Below are 19,402 nucleotides of genomic sequence, written 5' to 3'. Positions count from 1 at the left end.
AAAAGCTGAAATCAGATCAAGAACGTAATCCCACAGGAGGTTGTCATGAGGATCATCCGGATTCGGTTGCGGGCGGTACTGAAGGGGCGTGGGGGTGATGCGGGAATGTCGACTTCGGAATACGCCATGGGCACGATCGCGGCGTGTGCGTTCGCGGCGGTCCTCTACAAGGTGGTGACGAGCGACGTGGTGTCGGCGGCACTCCAGTCGACCATCGGGAAGGCGCTCGATGCGCCCTTCTGAGCGAAACCGGACGGGAATCGGTGATCGCGGATATGTGACGGCCGAGGCCGCTGTGGTCATTCCGGCTCTGGTGCTGTTCGCGGCACTGCTGGTGTGGGCGCTGATGGCGGCGGCCGCGCAGATCCGGTGTGTGGACGCCGCCCGGGCGGGTGCCCGGGCGGCGGCCCGGTCCGAGCCCGTGGCGGCGGCGGTGGCCGCGGCCCGGGAGGCCGCTCCGGCGGGGGCGGAGGTGGAGGTGGAGCGGTCCGGCGACCTGTGGCGGGTCCGGGTGGCTGCTCCGGCGCCGGGGCCGGGCGGGCTGCCGGTACGGCTCGGGGCGCGTGCGGTGGCCCTGGCGGAGGACAGCGTGGGGCCGCCGCCGTGAGCCGGCACCGGGAGCGGGAGCGGGGCCGGCACTGGGGCCGGGGCCTGGGCCGGGACTGGGGCCGGGGGAGGCCTGCCGGGCGGGACCGCGGGGTCGCGACGGTGTGGGCGACCGTGGTGGCGGCGGTGCTGGTGGCGGTGTTCGGGGGTGTGCTGCTGCTCGGGCAGGCGGTGGTGGCCCGCCACCGGGCGGGCGCGGCCGCCGATCTGGCGGCGCTGGCGGCGGCCGCGAGCTGGGCGCACGGCCCCGAACGGGCCTGTGCGGCGGCCCGGCGGGTGGCCGGGGCCCAGGGGGCGGTGCTGGCCGCCTGCGCGGTCGGCGGTGAGGTGGCCGAGGTCCGGGCCGGCGTCCGGGCCGGACCCTTCACCCCCGGGGCCGCCGCCCGGGCGGGGCCCCCGGTGGCCGCTCCCGCCTCCTCCTCCGGCCCTGCCGGGCCCGCCGCGCCGGGGCCCGCACCCTCCGGGGAGCCGGCTGGGGCGGGCGCAGTGGCGGTCAGGGAGCCGTGGAGAGGAGGCGGGTGAGGAGGCGTACGGCGCCGCGCTTGTGGAGGGGGTCGTTGCCGTTGCCGCATTTGGGGGACTGGATGCAGGAGGGGCAGCCGGCCTCGCACTCGCAGGCGGCAATGGCGTCCCGGGTGGCGGTCAGCCAGGCCCTGGCCGTCCGGAAGCCCCGCTCCGCGAAGCCGGCGCCGCCCGGGTGGCCGTCGTACACGAAGACCGTGGGCAGCAGGGTGTCCGGATGCAGCGGGACGGAGACCCCGCCGATGTCCCAGCGGTCGCAGGTGGCGAACAGCGGGAGCAGGCCGATGGAGGCGTGCTCGGCGGCGTGCAGGGCGCCGCCGAGGATCTCCGGGCCGATCCGGGCCTCGTCCAGCTGGTCCTCGGTCACCGTCCACCACACGGCCCGGGTGCGCAGGGTGCGCGGCGGCAGGTCGAGCTTGGCCTCGCCGAGCACCTCGCCGGTGACCAGCTTGCGGCGCAGGTAGGAGACGACCTGGTTGGTGACCTCGACGGAGCCGAAGCAGAGCCGGGCCGCGCCCCAGGGGATCTCGGTCTCGGTCTCCAGGATGGAGATGGAGGTGGTGTCGCGCGCCGTGGTGGAGAAGGGCGGGTTCGCCTCCTCGACCAGGGCGGCGGAATCCTCCAGGTCCAGGTGTTTCACCAGGTAGGTGCGGCCCTGGTGGAGGTGGACGGCGCCGTCGTGGACGGCGGTGTGCGCGGCGGATTCGTCGACGGTGCCCAGCAGCCGGCCGGTGGACGCCTCCACGATCTGCACCGGGCGGCCCCCGCCGCCGCGGATGTCGGTGAGGTCCGAGGCACGCTCCCGGCGGGTCCAGTGCCAGGCCGTGGCCCGGCGCCGCAGCAGTTTCGCCGCCTCCAGCTGGGGCATGAGGCCGCGCGCGGCGGGGCCGAAGAGGTCCAGGTCGGCTTCGGTCAGGGGCAGCTCGGCGGCGGCCGCGCACAGGTGCGGGGCCAGGACGTACGGGTTGTCGGGGTCCAGCACGGTGGCTTCCACCGGCTGGCGGAACAGGGCTTCGGGGTGGTGGACCAGGTAGGTGTCCAGCGGGTCGTCCCGGGCGACCAGGATGGCCAGGGCGCCCTGCCCCGAGCGTCCGGCGCGCCCGGCCTGCTGCCACAGCGAGGCCCGGGTGCCCGGGTAGCCGGTGATCAGCACGGCGTCCAGGCCGGACACGTCCACGCCCAGCTCCAGGGCGGTGGTCGCGGCCAGTCCCAGCAGCTCCCCGGAGTGCAGGGCCCGCTCCAGGGCCCGCCGCTCCTCGGGCAGGTAGCCGCCCCGGTAGGCGGCGACACGCCCGGGCAGGGACCGGTCCACCGCCGCGAGCCGCTCCTTGGCGATCACGGAGATCAGCTCGGCTCCGCGCCTGGAGCGGACGAAGGCAACGGTCCGCACGCCCTGTACGACCAGGTCGGTCAGCAGGTCGGCGGTCTCGGCGGTGGCGGTCCGGCGCACCGGGGCGCCCTTCTCGCCCCTGAGCTCGGTCAGCGGCGGCTCCCAGAGGGCGAAGACGACCTCGCCGCGCGGGGAGGCGTCGTCGGTGATCTCGGTGACCGGCACGCCCGTCAGCCGGGACGCGGCGGCCGCGGGGTCGCTGGCGGTGGCGGAGGCCAGCAGGAAGACCGGTTCGGAGCCGTAGCGGGCGCACAGCCGGCGCAGCCGCCGCAGGACCTGGGCGACGTGGGAGCCGAACACCCCGCGGTAGCTGTGGCACTCGTCGATGACGACGTAGCGCAGGGCCTTCAGGAAGGAGGCCCAGCGGGGATGGGAGGGCAGGATCCCCCGGTGCAGCATGTCGGGGTTGGTCAGCACGTAGTTGGCGTACTGGCGCACCCACTCGCGTTCCTCGACGGGTGTGTCCCCGTCGTACACGGCCGGGCGCACCGCGTTCTTCAGGGGTGCGGCCAGCTCCCGGACGGCCCGCCGCTGGTCGGCGGCCAGAGCCTTGGTCGGAGCCAGGTAGAGGGCGGTCGCACCCCGCCCGTTCGGTGCCTCGGCACCGTCCGCGAGGGCGGACAGCACGGGGGCCAGGTAGGCCAGGGACTTCCCGGAGGCGGTTCCGGTGGCGACGACCACGGACTCGCCGTCCAGGGCGTGCTCGGCGACCGCGGCCTGGTGTTCCCACGGATGGTCGATCCCCGCGTCCCGGATCGCGGCTACGACATCCGTTCGGATGCGATGGGGCCAGACCGCATGACGGCCCTCCCGAGGGGGCAAGTGCTCCGTATGGGTGATGCGCGCAGCCCGGGAAGGCCCCCGTGACAGGCGGTCCAGGACCGTGCCGGGAGCGGGTCGTGGATCGGCGGGTGCCGTGGGCGGACCGGGGCGGTGAGTGTTGGCCATTGGAACCGAGTGTGTCACTGGCGTGCGGGACAATGGTCCCAAGGCGTCGTGCGCGCCTGCCGGTAAGTGATTGAATGCCATCGCGGCAGCCGATCCCCTCCCCTACCTTCGGGTGGGGAGGCCCCTGGGGGGCGCCGCTCGATAGCAAGGTGCTGGAGGATCCGTGGACCTGTCCCTGTCGACTCGCACTGTCGGCGACCGCACGGTCGTAGAGGTCGGTGGCGAGATTGATGTGTATACCGCGCCCAAGCTGCGCGAGCAGTTGGTGGAGTTGGTGAACGACGGCAGCTACCACCTGGTCGTCGACATGGAGCGAGTGGACTTCCTCGACTCCACCGGCCTCGGTGTGCTCGTGGGAGGCCTCAAGCGCGTGCGCGCGCACGAGGGCTCGCTGCGTCTGGTCTGCAACCAGGAGCGCATCCTGAAGATCTTCCGGATCACCGGTCTGACCAAGGTGTTCCCGATCCACACCTCGGTGGACGACGCCGTCCAGGCCACCGACTGACGTACGGCTCCGGTCACCGAGGAGCCGTCGAGAGCGGGGGTACCGGGCCATGGGTGGTCCGGGCCCCTGTCAAGGCACGCCCGTAGTCCGAGGGGGACGCACATGGCCACCGTTGAACTGCGCTTCAGCGCCCAGCCCGAACACGTCCGGACGGCCCGCCTCGTCGCGGCCGCCGTGGCGCGCAGGGCGGGGGTGGAGGAGGCCGTCCTCGACGAGGTCCGCCTCGCCGTGGGCGAGGCCTGTTCGCGTGCCGTCGGACTGCACCGCAGCAACGGCCTGACCGCGCCCGTGCGCGTCGTGCTGACCGAGGAGGAGAAGTCGTTCTCCATCGAGGTCGGTGACGAGGTGCCCGGGCCGGCCGGCGGTTCCGCCGAGTCGGTGCCGGGCATCGCCGCCGTCCTCGACCCGGACGCGGACGGGGAGGACGAGATGGGGCTCGCGGTGATCAGCGGGCTGGTCGACGACGTCTCGGTGACCAGTGGGGAATCGGGCGGAACGATCCGGATGAGCTGGCCCGTCGCCGCGGCCTCCGAGCTTCCGTAGCACCCGCCCAGCCCTATTTTCCGATCTTCATCAATTCCTCGGATCTTTACCAAGGCCCTGCTGAGCAGGGCCTTTTTCGTTTTCCCGGGAAATCTTCTAGATCGCTGATCAACCGTCAATGGCTTTGCCCCATTACCTCTTTCGGGGGTAATGGAGTGACGTGATCTATTGCTGAGGAGCGAGAGCGCGCCAATTCCGTTTCACGCGCACTGTTTTGATCAGGTCACGCTCCCTACAATCCGTCCACATCTTGAGCTCATCACGTCAAGGAGGACGAATGACGGGGCTCTTCACCCCTATCGCTCCGGATCGCTCCCACGATCTGGCCGCCGCAGTACTCACCGATGACAACCGCGTCATCGTGTTCGTCATCGCGGGCGTCGCGCTGGCCGCGCTCGTCGTCGCGCAGATCCTGGTCCGCCAGGTCCTCGCCGCCGACGAGGGCACCGACAGCATGAAGAAGATCGCGGCAGCCGTGCAGGAAGGCGCCAACGCCTATCTCGGCCGCCAGTTGCGCACCCTCGGCGTCTTCGCCGTGGTGGTCTTCTTCCTGCTCTTCCTGCTCCCCGCCGACGACTGGACGCAGCGGGCTGGACGTTCCGCCTTCTTCCTCGTCGGCGCCGTCTTCTCGGCCGCCACCGGCTACATCGGCATGCGCCTGGCGGTCCGCGCCAACGTCCGCGTCGCCGCGGCCGCCCGCGAGGCCACCCCCGCCGAGGGCGAACCCGCCAAGGACCTGACCGACGTGGCCCACAAGGCCATGAAGATCGCCTTCCGCACCGGTGGCGTGGTCGGCATGTTCACGGTCGGCCTGGGCCTGCTCGGCGCCTCCTGCGTCGTCCTGGTCTATGCCGCCGACGCCCCCAAGGTCCTGGAGGGCTTCGGCCTGGGCGCCGCCCTGATCGCGATGTTCATGCGCGTGGGCGGCGGCATCTTCACCAAGGCCGCCGACGTCGGCGCCGACCTGGTCGGCAAGGTCGAGCAGGGCATTCCGGAGGACGATCCGCGCAATGCCGCGACCATCGCCGACAATGTGGGCGACAACGTCGGCGACTGCGCGGGGATGGCGGCCGACCTGTTCGAGTCCTACGCCGTCACCCTCGTGGCCGCGCTCATCCTCGGCAAGGCCGCCTTCGGCGACCTGGGCCTGGCCTTCCCGCTGATCGTGCCCGCCATCGGCGTCATCACCGCCATGATCGGCATCTTCGCGGTCGCCCCGCGCCGTTCCGACCGCAGCGGGATGACCGCGATCAACCGCGGCTTCTTCATCTCCGCCGTGATCTCCCTCGTGCTCGTCGCGATCGCCGTCTACAGCTACCTCCCGGCGACCTACAAGGAGCTGGTCGGCGTCGAGGACGCCGCCATCTCCAACCACAGCGGGGACCCGCGCGTCCTGGCCGTGGTCGCCGTGGCCATCGGCATCGTGCTCGCGGCCCTGATCCAGCAGCTGACCGGCTACTTCACCGAGACCAACCGCCGTCCCGTCCGGGACATCGGCAAGTCCTCGCTGACCGGCCCCGCCACCGTGATCCTCGCCGGCATCTCCGTCGGCCTGGAGTCCGCCGTCTACACGGCGCTCCTCATCGGCCTCGGCGTCTACGGGGCCTTCCTGCTCGGCGGCACGTCGATCATGCTGGCGCTCTTCGCGGTCGCCCTGGCCGGTACCGGCCTGCTCACCACCGTCGGCGTCATCGTCGCGATGGACACCTTCGGCCCCGTCTCCGACAACGCCCAGGGCATCGCGGAGATGTCCGGCGACGTCGAGGGCGCCGGTGCCCAGGTCCTCACCGACCTGGACGCGGTCGGCAACACCACCAAGGCCATCACCAAGGGCATCGCCATCGCCACCGCCGTCCTGGCCGCGGCCGCGCTCTTCGGCTCGTACAACGACGCCATCACGGGCGCGGTGAAGGAAGTCGGTGCCAAGGCCGGGGAGATGAACCTCAGCCTCGACATCGCCCAGCCCAACAACCTGGTCGGCCTGATCCTGGGCGCGGCCGTGGTGTTCCTGTTCTCGGGACTGGCCATCAACGCCGTCTCCCGCTCCGCGGGCGCCGTGGTCTACGAGGTGCGCCGCCAGTTCCGCGAGCACCCGGGAATCATGGACTACTCGGAGAAGCCCGAGTACGGCCGCGTCGTCGACATCTGCACCAAGGACGCGCTGCGGGAGCTCGCCACGCCCGGCCTGCTCGCCGTGCTCACCCCGATCGCGGTCGGCTTCACCCTCGGCGTCGGCGCGCTCGGCTCCTTCCTGGCGGGCGCCATCGGCACCGGCACGCTGATGGCGGTCTTCCTCGCCAACTCCGGTGGCGCGTGGGACAACGCGAAGAAGCTCGTCGAGGACGGCCACCACGGCGGCAAGGGCAGCGAGGCCCACGCCGCGGTCGTGATCGGCGACACCGTCGGCGACCCGTTCAAGGACACCGCCGGCCCGGCCATCAACCCGCTGCTGAAGGTCATGAACCTGGTGGCCCTGCTGATCGCCCCCGCGGTCGTGCAGTTCAGCTACGGCCCGGACACCAGCGCGGCCGTGCGGGCCGTCGTCGCGGTGGTCGCGCTCACGGTGATCGTCGGCGCGGTGTACGTCTCCAAGCGCCGCGGCATCGCCGTCGGCGAGGACGGCGGGAGCGCGAACGCGGAGCGGGTGGCCCAGCCGGCCGATCCGGCGGTGGTCTCCTGACGCTCCAGGGCCCCTGAGCCCGGCTCCCGCGTCCCCCGCGGGCCGACCGGCTCGAAGATGCGCCCGAACGGCGGACGGGCGGCGCGGACTGACGCGCCGTCTGTCCGCCTTTGTGCGTGCTCTGATGGCGGGCGTGTATCTTCCGGCCGAGAGCCTTCGAAGGGACCAATCCGGTGAACAAGAAGCTTGCGGCCGCGGTGTCCGGCGGTGCGGTACTGATGCTCGTCCTGTCCGGCTGCGGCGGCGGGGACGACGGCGACAAGAAGGCCGACGCCTGGGCCAAGAAGGTGTGCGACAAGTGGGAGCCAGAGCTCACCAAGATCAAGACGACCAACGACGAGCTGAAGCGGGTCGCCTCCACGAGCAGCAAGCCCGAGGAGGTCCAGAAGACCGACTCGGCGGCCTTCCAGACGCTCTCCGACGCCTACAAGAGCATGGGCGGCGCCCTGACGGCGGAGGGTGAACCGCCCGTCAAGGACGGCAAGGCCGCGGCGGATTCCGTGATCAAGAGCTACGGCGAGATCTCCAAGAGCTACACCGATCTCAAGACGAAGATCGACGGGCTCGACCCCAAGGACCAGAGCAAGTTCGCGGAGGGCCTCCAGGGGGTCGCCGGCGGGCTCACCGAGGTCGCGGCCAACGAGACGGCCGCCAAGGAGAAGCTCAACTCGACCGGCCTCAAGGTGATCTACAGCCAGAAGGGCTGCCAGGTCACGACCCCCTAGCGGGGCCGACCTCCGAGTCCGCACCTCCCCGCGCGGCAGGGGCTGTCCGGGCGGCCGGGATCCCGATCGGATCCGGCCGCCCGTCGCGCGCCCGGGCTCGTACGGAATACCGGCCCCAGCGGCCACAATGGTGGGGTGAGTACCACCAGCCTTCCCAAGCCCGACCACGCCGCCGAGCTCCGCGAGGCGTTCCTCGCCGCGGGGTTCACCGCCGACGGACTGCTCGACCTGCTCGGCGCCCCCGCCTACGCCGCGCTGGCCCGCAGCGAGACGGTCCCCGCCCTGCGCGCCACCCGCGGGGCGGGCGACGACGCGCTCGCGAGCCTGATCCGGCTGTTCCTGCTCCAGCAGCCGGAGCCGTACGTGCACGCCGCCGCCGCGCTGCCCGTCGAGGCAGCCATCGCCGACGGCTGGCTGCGCTGGGAGGGCGACGAGGTGCACGCCACCGTCGACGTACGCCCGTTCGGCGGCCCCGACGGCGAGGACTGGTTCATCGTCTCGGACCTCGGCTGCGCCGTCGGCGGCGCCGGGGGGATCGGCAGCCGTGAGGAGGGCGTGGTGCTCGGCGTCGGCGGCGCCTCCACCACCCTGGCCGGGATCACCGTGCCCGTCCCCGTCGGCTCGGCCCTCGACCTCGGCACCGGGTCCGGGATCCAGGCGCTGCACGCCGCCCAGCACGCCACCCGGGTCACGGCGACCGACGTCAACCCGCGCGCCCTGGAATTCACCCGTCTGACGCTGGCCCTCTCCGGGGCGCCGGAGGCCGAACTCCTCGCGGGCTCGCTGTTCGAGCCCGTGGGCGACACCGCGTACGACCTGATCGTGTCGAACCCGCCCTTCGTGATCTCGCCCGGCGCGCGGCTCACGTACCGGGACGGCGGCATGGGCGGCGACGACCTGTGCCGGACCCTGGTCCAGCAGGCGGGGGCCCACCTCAACCCGGGCGGGTACGCGCAGTTCCTCGGCAACTGGCAGCACGTGGAGGGGGAGGACTGGCGCGACCGGGTCCGCTCCTGGGTGCCGCGCGGCTGCGACGCCTGGATCGTGCAGCGTGACGTGCAGGACGTGACGCAGTACGCCGAGCTGTGGCTGCGCGACGCGGGCGACCACCGCACGGATCCGGCCGAGTACGCGGCCAGGTACGAGGACTGGCTCGACGAGTTCGACGCCCGCAAGACCAAGGCCGTCGGCTTCGGCTGGATCACCCTGCGCCGTACGGACGCGGCCGAGCCCTCGATCGTGGTCGAGGAGTGGCCGCACTCGGTGGAGCAGCCGCTCGGCGAAACGGTCCTCGCGCACTTCGCCCGCCAGGACTACCTGCGCGACCACGACGACGCGGCCCTGCTGGCGGGGTACTTCCGGCTGACCGCGGAGGTCGTGCAGGAGCAGGTCGGCGCGCCGGGCGCGGAGGACCCCGAGCACGTGGTGCTCCGGCAGAACCGGGGGATGCGCCGCGCCACCAAGGTGGACACGGTCGGCGCCGGCTTCGCCGGTGTGTGCGACGGCTCACTCAGCGCGGGCCGGATCCTGGACGCGATCGCGCAGCTGGTGGAGGAGGACCCGGTCGTCCTGCGGGACCGCACCCCGGAGGCGATCCGGATGCTGGTCGAGCAGGGGTTCCTGGACCCCGTGCAGGGCCCCGCGCAGTAGCCGGCGGCGGTCGGCGCCGTGATGTAACCCGGGGTTCGCCCGCTGTACCCCCTCGGGTGGCAGGCTCCCGGGCAGCGGGGGATCCGGGGGGATCCCCGAGCGGCCCGGGGGAAAAGGGGAACGGCATGGAACGCGGTCCGGCGATCTTCGCGGCAGCCGTGTTCCTGCTGTTCGGAGCCGCTCTGCTGGTCTGGACGGGGGCGCGCGCCTGGCACCGCGCGCCGGTGGCTGAAGGCGTGCGCCCCGTCGTGGCCGTACCGCTGGCCGTACTGGCCGGCGCGGGCTCGGTGGCCCTCGGCGTCTGGTGCCTCCAGCGCTTCTGAAGCGGACACCGGCGAGGGTCCCCACCGGGTGTGAAACCCGACGTCGGGACCGGTGCGGGTGCGGGGCCAGACGGCCCCCGGGCCACCCTGGCCGGTGACCGGGAGGGGCCCGGCGCGGCATCCGGGCGGCAGAAATGGCACTTGTCGGGTTACCGTTCGAGTGGCCGTTGCGGGCTTGTGCCGTTTGACACGGGGGCGGGTTGTACCGTCACACTCCGCAGCGTCGCCGTACCGCGACCGAGTGCCGACCGGAGAGAAGAGCCAAGTTGTCCCCGACTAGCGAGACCGCAAAGGGCGGCCGCCGACTCGTCATCGTCGAGTCCCCTGCCAAGGCGAAGACGATCAAGGGCTACCTCGGCCCGGGATACGTCGTCGAGGCGAGCGTCGGGCACATCCGCGACCTCCCCAACGGCGCGGCCGAGGTCCCCGACAAGTACACCGGCGAGGTCCGCCGTCTCGGCGTGGACGTCGAGCACGACTTCCAGCCGATCTACGTGGTCAATGCGGACAAGAAGGCGCAGGTCAGGAAGCTCAAGGACCTGCTCGCCGAGTCCGACGAACTCTTCCTCGCCACCGATGAGGACCGCGAGGGCGAAGCCATCGCGTGGCACCTCCAGGAAGTGCTCAAGCCCAAGGTCCCCGTCCACCGGATGGTCTTCCACGAGATCACCAAGGACGCGATCCGCGACGCCGTCGCCAACCCGCGCGAGCTGAACCAGCGCATGGTCGACGCCCAGGAGACCCGCCGCATCCTCGACCGCCTCTACGGCTACGAGGTCTCGCCGGTCCTGTGGAAGAAGGTCATGCCGCGGCTGTCGGCCGGCCGCGTCCAGTCCGTCGCCACCCGCCTCGTCGTCGAGCGCGAGCGCGAGCGCATCGCCTTCCGCTCCGCCGAGTACTGGGACCTGACCGGCACCTTCGGCACCGGCCGCGCCGGTGACGCCTCCGACCCGTCGACCCTGGTCGCCCGCCTGAACACGGTGGACGGCAAGCGCGTCGCGCAGGGCCGTGACTTCGGCGCGAACGGGCAGCTCAAGAGCGAGGTGCTGCACCTCGACGAGGCGAACGCCCGGGCGCTGGCCGCCGCGCTGGCCGAGACCTCGTTCGCCGTCCGCTCGGTCGAGTCCAAGCCGTACCGCCGCTCCCCGTACGCCCCCTTCCGCACGACGACGCTCCAGCAGGAGGCCTCGCGCAAGCTGGGCTTCGGTGCGAAGGCGACGATGCAGGTGGCGCAGAAGCTGTACGAGAACGGCTTCATCACCTACATGCGTACGGACTCCACCACGCTCTCGGACACCGCCGTGGCGGCGGCGCGGGCGCAGGTCACCCAGCTCTACGGGGCCGACTACCTGCCGGAGAAGCCGCGCGTCTACGCGGGCAAGGTCAAGAACGCGCAGGAGGCGCACGAGGCGATCCGGCCTTCGGGTGATCGTTTCCGCACCCCCGCCGAGACGGGTCTGACCGGCGACCAGTTCCGCCTGTACGAGCTCATCTGGAAGCGGACCGTCGCCTCCCAGATGAAGGACGCGACCGGCAACTCGGTGACCGTGAAGATCGGCGGCCGCGCCGCGGACGGGCGGGACGCCGAGTTCTCCGCCTCCGGCAAGACCATCACCTTCCACGGCTTCATGAAGGCGTACGTCGAGGGCGCGGACGACCCGAACGCCGAGCTCGACGACCGCGAGCGGCGCCTGCCGCAGGTCGCGGAGGGCGACGCGCTGACGGCCGAGGAGATCACGGCCGACGGCCACGCCACCAAGCCGCCGGCCCGCTACACCGAGGCCTCGCTGGTCAAGGAGCTGGAGGAGCGGGAGATCGGCCGCCCGTCGACGTACGCGTCGATCATCGGCACGATCCTCGACCGCGGCTACGTCTTCAAGAAGGGCACGGCCCTCGTGCCGTCCTTCCTGTCGTTCGCCGTGGTGAACCTGCTGGAGACGCACTTCGGCCGGCTCGTCGACTACGACTTCACCGCCAAGATGGAGGACGACCTCGACCGCATCGCGCGGGGCGAGGCCCAGTCCGTGCCGTGGCTGAAGCGGTTCTACTTCGGCTCGGAGGACGCCTCGGAGGTCGTACCGGCCGACGGCGACCACCTCGGCGGCCTGAAGGAGCTGGTCACGGACCTCGGCGCGATCGACGCCCGGGAGATCTCCTCCTTCCCGGTCGGCGACGGCATCGTGCTGCGCGTCGGCCGCTACGGGCCGTACGTGGAGCGGGGCGAGAAGGACGCGGAGGGCCACCAGCGGGCCGACGTGCCGGACGACCTGGCTCCGGACGAGCTGACGGTCGAGTACGCACAGGAGCTGTTCGCGAAGCCGAGCGGCGAGTTCGAGCTGGGCGCCGACCCGGTGAGCGGCAACCAGATCGTCGCCAAGGACGGCCGCTACGGGCCGTACGTGACGGAGATCCTGCCCGAGGGTACGCCGAAGACGGGCAAGAACGCGGTCAAGCCGCGGACGGCCTCGCTCTTCAAGTCGATGTCCCTGGACACGGTCACCCTGGAGGACGCCCTCAGGCTGATGTCGCTGCCGCGCGTGGTGGGCACCGACGCGGAGGGCGTGGAGATCACCGCCCAGAACGGCCGCTACGGCCCGTACCTGAAGAAGGGCACGGATTCGCGCTCCCTGGAGACCGAGGACCAGCTGTTCTCGATCACCCTGGACGAGGCCCTGGCGATCTACGCGCAGCCGAAGCAGCGGGGCCGGGCCGCGGCCAAGCCGCCGCTGAAGGAGCTGGGCACGGACCCGGTGAGCGAGAAGCCGGTGGTGGTCAAGGACGGCCGCTTCGGCCCCTACGTGACGGACGGCGAGACGAACGCGACGCTGCGGCGGGACGACGACGTCGAGACGATCACGCCGGAGCGGGGCTACGAGCTGCTCGCGGAGAAGCGGGCCAAGGGGCCGGCGAAGAAGACCGCGAAGAAGGCGCCGGCCAAGAAGGCCCCGGCGAAGAAGGCGACGGCGACGAAGACCGCCGCCGCGAAGAAGACGACGGCGGCCAAGAAGACGACCGCCGCGAAGAAGACGACGGCGGCGGCGAAGAAGGCGGCGGCGGCCGCCCCGGCGGACGAGTAACCACCGACCCCGGCGGGGCTGGATCTTCCAGCCCCGCCGGCGTTCGAGGCGCCGGCGGCACCTCCCGGCGGTAGCTGGGGGAGGGTCTGGGGGCGCCGCCCCGGGAAGGTGGGTGCCGGGTCACACCCGGCGTCGTCCACAGGCCCCCGCAACGGCCAAGCGCAGCGGATAGGCTGGGCGGATGACGCGAGCCGAGCAGCCGACGGTCGTGACCGACTCCGAGAAGCCCACCTACGACGAAGCCCTGGCCGCGGACTCCCGCGAGCGAGCGGTGCGCGCCCTGCTGCGCACACCCGGGCTGCGCCGGCTGTGGAGCGCCCAGCTGGTGAGCGGCATCGGTGACGCCCTCGCCCTGCTGGTGCTGGTGCTGCTGACCCTCCAGGCGGCCGTCACCGCCGGCCCGGAGGGCCTCTTCGGCGGCGGCTACCGGGGCGCGGCCTTCGCCGTCGCCGCCGTCTTCGCGGTGCGCGTCCTCGCCACCGTCCTGTTCGGCGCGGTCCTGCTCGGCCCGCTGGCCCAGCTCACGGCCCCCGGAGGCAAGCTCGACCGCCGCTGGACGATGGTCGGTGCCGACGCACTGCGGATCGGGCTGTTCGTCGTCGCCCCGCTGTGGCTCGACTGGATCCCCGCGCACGCCACGACCGCGCTGCTGGCCACCGTGTTCGTCTCCGGTGCCGCCGAGCGGGTGTGGACGCTGGCCAAGGAGAGCGCCGCGCCCGCGCTGCTGCCGGCGCCGCCCCCGGAGGGGGCGACCGTACGGCCCCTCCCCGACCACCTCGACGCCCTGCGCCGGCTCTCGCTGCGCACCGGCTTCGCGGCGATGCCCGCGGCGGCCGCCGCGCTGCTCGCCGCGACCCTGATCGGGCGGGCGCTGAGCCTGGGCGTGGACTGGTTCGCCGCGAACCAGGCGGCGCTGGGCTCGTACGTGGCCGCCGGCCTGTTCGCCGCGTCCGTCTCGCTGCTGGTGCCGTTGACGCTGCCCTCCGTGAAGACCCCGAGGCCGCGTTCCCCCCTGGAAGGCCTGCGGGCTCCCAGGGCGGGCGACCGGCCCGAGAAGGGCCGTACGGGCGCGATCCGGCTGCTCGTGGTGGCCTGCGCCGCCGTCGCCGGGGCGGTCGCCTTCGCCGCGTCCGTCTCCGTGCTGCACGCCTTCGACCTGGGCGGCGGCCCGTCCGCGTACGCCCTGCTGGTGCTGGCCCTCGTCGGCGGTACCGCGCTGGGGATCCGCGCCACGCAGGCCGGCAAGGTGCTGCCCGCGCTGTCCCGGCGCCGGCTGCTGGCCCTGGCCATCGCCGTGGCCGGGCTGGCGCTGCTGCTGACCGGGATGGTCTCCGACACGGCGACCGTGCTCTTCCTGGCGCTGCTCGCGGGTACCGCCGCGGGCGTGGCGGCCAACACCGGGCACACCCTGCTCGACCAGGAGACCGAGGAGTTCCGCCGGGCCCGGGTCACCGAGCACCTCCAGGCCGTGGTCCGGGTGGCGGTCGCCCTCGGGGCGGTCGCCGCCCCGCTGCTGGCCGCGGCGATCGGCCCGCACCGCCTCGGCGGCGGGCAGGTCGGCCACTCGTACGGCGGCGCCGCCTACGCGCTGATGCTGACCGGCGCGCTGCTGCTGCCCGTCGCGGTGGTGGTCCTGGCCAGGGCCGACGACCGGGGCGGCGTGCCGCTCCGCCGCGACCTGCGCGAGGCGCTGCGCGGCGGGGAGCCCGTGCAGGCCCCGCCCACGACCGGGTTCTTCATCGCCCTGGAGGGCGGCGACGGGGCCGGCAAGTCCACCCAGGTGCAGGCGCTGGCCGACTGGATACGGGGCAAGGGCCACGAGGTCGTCGTCACCCGCGAGCCGGGTGCCACCCCGGTCGGCAAGCGGCTCCGCTCGATCCTGCTGGACATCTCCTCCGCCGGGCTGTCGAACCGCGCCGAGGCCCTGCTGTACGCCGCCGACCGCGCCGAGCACGTGGACTCGCTGGTCCGGCCCGCCCTGGAGCGCGGTGCCGTGGTCATCACCGACCGCTACATCGACTCCTCGGTGGCCTACCAGGGCGCCGGGCGCGACCTGTCCCCGACCGAGATCGCCCGTATCTCCCGCTGGGCCACCGGCGGTCTCGTGCCGAACCTGACCGTGCTCCTCGACGTGTCCCCGGAGACCGCGCGGGAGCGGTTCACGGAGGCACCGGACCGGCTGGAGTCCGAGCCGACCGAGTTCCACCAGCGGGTGCGGGCCGGCTTCCTGACGCTCGCCGCGGCCGACCCCGGGCGCTACCTCGTGGTCGACGCCGGCCAGGACCCCGGCTCGGTGACCACCGTCCTGCTCCACCGCCTGGACCGGATGCTCCCGCTCTCCGAAGCCGAGGTGGCCGCGCAGATCGAGGCCCGCCGGCTCGCGGAGGAGGAGGCCCGGCGCAAGGCCGAGGAGGAGGCCGCGCGCAAGGCGGAGGAAGCCCGGCTGAAGGCCGAGGAGGAGGCCCGCCTGGCCCGGGAGGCCGAGGAGGCCCGCCTGCGCGCCGAGGCCGAGGCGGCCCGCCGCGCGGAGGAGGAGCGGCTCAAGGCCGAGGAGGAGGCCCGGGCCCGGGCGGAGGCGGAGCGGCTGCGCGTACAGGCCGAGGAGAAGGCCCGCGCCGCCGAGCGGGAGCGGATCCGGCTCCAGGAGGCGGAGGAGGCCCGGCTGCGTGCCGAGGCCGAGGAGCGGCGCCTGGAGAAGCAGCGGCGCGCCGAGGAGGCCCTGCTGCGGGCGGAGGAGGCGCGCCGGCTCGCGGAGGCCTCGGCCGCCGCCGCGGCCGCGGCGGCGGCCGCCAGGGCTTCGGCGGCCACGGCTGCTGAAGCGCCCGCGCCGAAGGTCGTGATGCGCAAGGAGCCGCTGCCGGACGAGGCCGTCACGGTCGAGACCCCGGTGGTCCGGCGGTTCGTGCAGCCCGACGACGTGACCCAGACCGTTCCGGTGCCCAAGATCGACCCGCGCGCCCCGCGTCCCGTGGACGAGACGGCCGTACTGCCGCCCGTGCGGCCCGAGGGCCCCGCGCGGGACGAGTCCCGGCCGGCCCCGTCCGGGCAGACCCGTCCGGCGGAGCGGCCGACGGCACCCCACTCTCAGGAGGCCCCGGCCGACCGGGTGCCGCCGGGCATCTTCCGGGACTCCGGGAACGACGTGACCCGCGAGCTCCCCGTCGTCGGCGACGACGGCCGACAGCGCCGTGCCCCGTCCGACTGGGCGGAGGCGACCCCGATGGACGACCTGCCGACCCTGGCGGACGAGCTGCTGGGCCCGCGCCCGGACGACGAGGACGGCCAGGACGACGCCGACGGGCGGGGCAGGCCGCGCCGCCGCCGCTGACGGGGCGCGCGGTTGACGGAAAGTGACCGCGGGCGGGGATTGTCAGTGGCGGGCGCCACAATGTGAGCAGGCAGTGTCGACGGAGAGTGAAAGGCGGTGGGCGGCATGCCCGTGTGGGAAGACCTGGTCGGTCAGGATCGCGTGCAGGCGCAGCTGGCCGCCGCCGCCCGCGACGCCGATGCCCTCGTCACGGCCGCCGAGCAGGGGACCCCGCTGCCGCCCGCGTCCAAGATGACGCACGCCTGGCTGTTCACCGGCCCGCCCGGTTCCGGCCGGGCCACCGCCGCCCGCGCCTTCGCGGCGGCCCTCCAGTGCGTCAGCCCGGACCGCGCCCTCGGCGGTGAACCGGGCTGCGGATTCTGCGACGGCTGCCACACCACCATGGCCGGGACCCACGCCGACGTGGAGATCGTGCGCACCGACCTGCTGTCCATCGGCGTGAAGGAGACCCGCGACCTGGTCCGCCGGGCCCAGCTCTCGCCCGCCGTGGGGCGCTGGCAGGTCATCGTCCTGGAAGACGCCGACCGGCTCACCGAGGGCGCGGGGAACGTCCTGCTCAAGGCCGTGGAGGAGCCCGCTCCGCGGACGGTGTGGCTGCTGTGCGCGCCCTCCCTGGAGGACGTGCTGCCCACGATCCGCTCCCGCTGCCGCCACCTGACGCTGACCACCCCGTCCGTGGCGGCGGTGGCCGACGTCCTGGTGCGCCGGGACGGCGTGGAGCCGGCCGCCGCGGCGGCCGCCGCCCGCGCGACGCAGGGCCACATCGACCGGGCCCGCCGGCTCGCCACCGACGAGGCCGCCAGGTCCCGCCGCGCGGCCGTCCTCAGGCTCCCGCTGCGGGTGGACGACGTGGGCGGCTGTCTCAAGGCCGCGCAGGAGCTGGTGGACGCCGCCGCGGAGGACGCCAAGCAGGTCGCGGAGGAGGTCGACACCAAGGAGACCGAGGAGCTGCGGGCCGCGCTCGGCGCCGGGGCGGGCGCGGGCGGCCGGCTGCCACGCGGCACCGCCGGGGTGATGAAGGAGCTGGAGGACCGGCAGAAGCGCCGCCGCACCAGGACCCAGCGCGACAGCCTCGACCTCGCCCTGACCGACCTCACGGGCTTCTACCGGGACGTGCTGGCCCTCCAGCTCGGTTCGGCGGTGGCCATCGCCAACGAGGACATACGGCCGGACCTCGACCGGATCGCGCGCGCCTCGCGCCCCGAGGGCACGCTGCGGCGCATCGAGGCGGTCATCGCCTGCCGCCAGGCCCTCGACCGGAACGTGGCGCCGCTGCTCGCGGTGGAGGCCATGACGATGGCGCTCCGCGCGGGCTGACCGTCCGCGAGCCCGGTACGCGCCACGGTTCACCCGTACGAGCGGTCCCGGGCGGAGCGCCGCGGCGGCCCGGTCCGTGCCGGGCGCCCGGTCGGCGCCCGGTCGGCGCCCGGAAGGCGCCCGGTCGAGGGCCGGCCGCCCGGGTCCCGCGCCCCCGACGGGGGCCGCCGGCAGGACGTAGGCTCGCCGCATGGACACCAGGCGCCTGCTGCGTACCGCCGGAACCGTGATCGCAGCCGCCGGGCTGCTGGTCTCCGGGTGCACCACCGGGGGGCCCGAGGTGGCGGCCTCGGCCGAGCCCACCGCGGTCCCGGACGCCCTGCGCCCGTACTACGACCAGAAGCTGAGCTGGCGCGACTGCGGTGTCCCCGGCTTCCAGTGCTCCACCATGAAGGCGCCGCTGGACTACGCGGATCCCGGCTCGGGGCAGGACGTCGAGCTCGCCGTGGCCCGCCGGCCGGCCACCGGCCCGGGCAAGCGGCTGGGCTCCCTGGTGGTCAACCCGGGCGGCCCCGGCGGTTCCGGCATCGGCTACCTCCAGGCGTACGCGGGCATCGGCTACCCGGCCGCCGTGCGCGCCCAGTACGACATGGTCTCCTTCGACCCGCGCGGCGTGGCCCGCAGCAGCCCGGTCGAGTGCCTGACCGGGCCGGCGATGGACCGCTACACCCAGGTGGACCAGACCCCGGACGATCCGGCGGAGCGCGCGAAGCTGGTGGCCGCGTTCAAGGAGTTCGCGGCGGGCTGCGAGACCCGCTCGAAGCGGGTGCTGCCGCACGTCTCGACCGTGGACGCCGCCCGGGACATGGACATGCTCCGCGCGGTCCTGGGCGACGAGAAGCTGAACTACGTCGGAGCCTCGTACGGAACCTTCCTCGGCGCTACGTACGCGGACCTCTTCCCGGGCCGTGTGGGCCGGCTGGTCCTGGACGGCGCGATGGACCCGTCCCGGTCGTCCCTCGACCTGAACCGCGATCAGACGGCGGGCTTCGAGACCGCCTTCCGCTCCTTCGCGAAGGACTGCGCGAAGCAGGCCGACTGCCCGCTGGGCCAGGGCGGCCCGGACGCGGTGGCCCAGCGTCTGAAGGAGTTCTTCCGCAAGGCCGACGCCCAGCCGGTCCCGTCGGGCGACCCGGCCCGCCCGCTGGGCGAGGCCCTCGCGACGACGGGCGTGATCGCCGCCCTCTACGACGAGAGCGCCTGGCCGCAGCTGCGCGAGGCCCTCGCGGCCGCGATGGACGGCGACGGCGCCGGCCTGCTGGCCCTCGCCGACAGCTACTACGAGCGCGAGGCGGACGGCTCGTACGCGAACCTCATGTACGCCAACGCTGCCGTGAACTGCCTGGACCAGCGTCCGGCCTTCAGCGGCCCCGAAGCGGTGGACGCCGCGCTGCCCTCCTTCGAGAAGGCCTCGCCGGTCTTCGGCGCGGGCCTGGCCTGGGCCTCCCTGAACTGCGCGTACTGGCCGGTGAAGGCCACGGGCGCGGCGAAGCCCCTGAAGGCGGCGGGCGCGGCCCCGATCGTGGTGGTCGGCACGACCCGCGACCCGGCGACCCCGTACAAGTGGGCCCAGGCCCTGGCCGGTCAGCTCGACTCGGGCACGCTCCTCACGTACGACGGCGACGGCCACACGGCGTACGGACGCGGCAGCGAATGCGTCGACACGGCGATCAACCGCTACCTCCTCCAGGGCCAGCCCCCGGCGGACGGCAAACGCTGCTGACCCCGCCCGCCCGCCCCGGTTCGGGGCACCCGGTTTAACCCTGTAGACTTGGCGCCGCTGCTGAT

The 19,402-nt window shown here is 73.5% G+C and carries 14 protein-coding genes; 13 read left to right on the top strand and 1 reads right to left on the bottom strand.

All coding sequences use genetic code 11. From position 1 onward, the window contains the following. Positions 1-45 precede the first annotated feature (45 nt). The 3 genes from ACZ7IF_RS23290 to ACZ7IF_RS23280 are packed head-to-tail and all read left to right on the top strand — an operon-like array spanning position 46 to position 1,128. On the top strand, positions 46-243 hold the full coding sequence (locus tag ACZ7IF_RS23290; protein ID WP_470974336.1) for a DUF4244 domain-containing protein: 198 nt from the start codon (positions 46-48) through the stop codon (positions 241-243). Next, the gene (locus ACZ7IF_RS23285; protein ID WP_470974333.1) at positions 230-607 is read left to right on the top strand and encodes a TadE family type IV pilus minor pilin; all 378 of its coding nucleotides are present in this window, start codon (positions 230-232) and stop codon (positions 605-607) included. Before ACZ7IF_RS23290 ends, ACZ7IF_RS23285 begins: the two co-directional genes overlap by 14 nt. Next, positions 604-1,128, top strand: coding sequence for an Rv3654c family TadE-like protein (locus ACZ7IF_RS23280; RefSeq protein ID WP_470974330.1), 525 nt, complete (start codon positions 604-606; stop codon positions 1,126-1,128). The genes ACZ7IF_RS23285 and ACZ7IF_RS23280 overlap by 4 nt, the downstream gene beginning before the upstream one ends. Here the strand turns inward: ACZ7IF_RS23280 and ACZ7IF_RS23275 are convergent. Beyond that, complete coding sequence (locus ACZ7IF_RS23275; RefSeq protein WP_470974328.1) at positions 1,100-3,547, bottom strand: DEAD/DEAH box helicase; 2,448 nt, start codon at positions 3,545-3,547, stop codon at positions 1,100-1,102. The two genes, ACZ7IF_RS23280 and ACZ7IF_RS23275, sit on opposite strands and share 29 nt — an antisense overlap. A gap of 82 nt (positions 3,548-3,629) precedes the next feature. Here ACZ7IF_RS23275 and bldG point away from each other — a divergent pair, with 82 nt between their 5' ends. The 10 genes from bldG to ACZ7IF_RS23225 all read left to right on the top strand — a co-directional run bounded on the left by bldG (position 3,630) and on the right by ACZ7IF_RS23225 (position 19,337). After that, the gene (gene bldG, locus ACZ7IF_RS23270; protein WP_004939779.1) at positions 3,630-3,971 is read left to right on the top strand and encodes an anti-sigma factor antagonist BldG; all 342 of its coding nucleotides are present in this window, start codon (positions 3,630-3,632) and stop codon (positions 3,969-3,971) included. A gap of 102 nt (positions 3,972-4,073) precedes the next feature. Next, the gene (locus ACZ7IF_RS23265) at positions 4,074-4,514 is read left to right on the top strand and encodes an ATP-binding protein (protein WP_470974323.1); all 441 of its coding nucleotides are present in this window, start codon (positions 4,074-4,076) and stop codon (positions 4,512-4,514) included. Between the two features lie 277 nt (positions 4,515-4,791). Continuing rightward, a complete protein-coding gene (locus ACZ7IF_RS23260) occupies positions 4,792-7,194 on the top strand; it encodes a sodium-translocating pyrophosphatase (RefSeq protein WP_470974320.1) in 2,403 nt (800 codons plus the stop codon). Between the two features lie 173 nt (positions 7,195-7,367). Beyond that, positions 7,368-7,919: a small secreted protein gene (locus tag ACZ7IF_RS23255; RefSeq protein ID WP_470974317.1), complete on the top strand. Its 552-nt coding sequence runs from the start codon at positions 7,368-7,370 to the stop codon at positions 7,917-7,919. Between the two features lie 135 nt (positions 7,920-8,054). Continuing rightward, the gene (locus ACZ7IF_RS23250) at positions 8,055-9,569 is read left to right on the top strand and encodes a DUF7059 domain-containing protein (protein ID WP_470974315.1); all 1,515 of its coding nucleotides are present in this window, start codon (positions 8,055-8,057) and stop codon (positions 9,567-9,569) included. A 125-nt stretch (positions 9,570-9,694) separates the two neighbouring features. Further along, positions 9,695-9,892 carry a hypothetical protein gene (locus tag ACZ7IF_RS23245; protein WP_470974312.1) on the top strand — a complete coding sequence of 66 codons (198 nt, stop codon included), beginning with the start codon at positions 9,695-9,697 and terminating at the stop codon, positions 9,890-9,892. 266 nt (positions 9,893-10,158) lie between these two features. Then, a complete protein-coding gene (topA, locus tag ACZ7IF_RS23240) occupies positions 10,159-12,969 on the top strand; it encodes a type I DNA topoisomerase (RefSeq protein WP_470974309.1) in 2,811 nt (936 codons plus the stop codon). Between the two features lie 181 nt (positions 12,970-13,150). Further along, the gene (gene tmk, locus ACZ7IF_RS23235; RefSeq protein WP_470974306.1) at positions 13,151-16,297 is read left to right on the top strand and encodes a dTMP kinase; all 3,147 of its coding nucleotides are present in this window, start codon (positions 13,151-13,153) and stop codon (positions 16,295-16,297) included. A gap of 105 nt (positions 16,298-16,402) precedes the next feature. Then, positions 16,403-17,614, top strand: a complete 1,212-nt coding sequence (locus ACZ7IF_RS23230) for a DNA polymerase III subunit delta' (RefSeq protein ID WP_470974304.1) — start codon at positions 16,403-16,405, stop codon at positions 17,612-17,614. A 190-nt stretch (positions 17,615-17,804) separates the two neighbouring features. Then, positions 17,805-19,337 (top strand): alpha/beta hydrolase, encoded by a 1,533-nt coding sequence (locus ACZ7IF_RS23225; RefSeq protein ID WP_470974301.1) that lies wholly within the window; start codon positions 17,805-17,807, stop codon positions 19,335-19,337. Positions 19,338-19,402: the final 65 nt, after the last annotated feature.

Source organism: Streptomyces sp. NPDC037421 (assembly GCF_055602105.1).
Note: the sequence above shows the minus strand (reverse complement) of the source record. Positions and strands in the feature narration are given on the sequence as shown.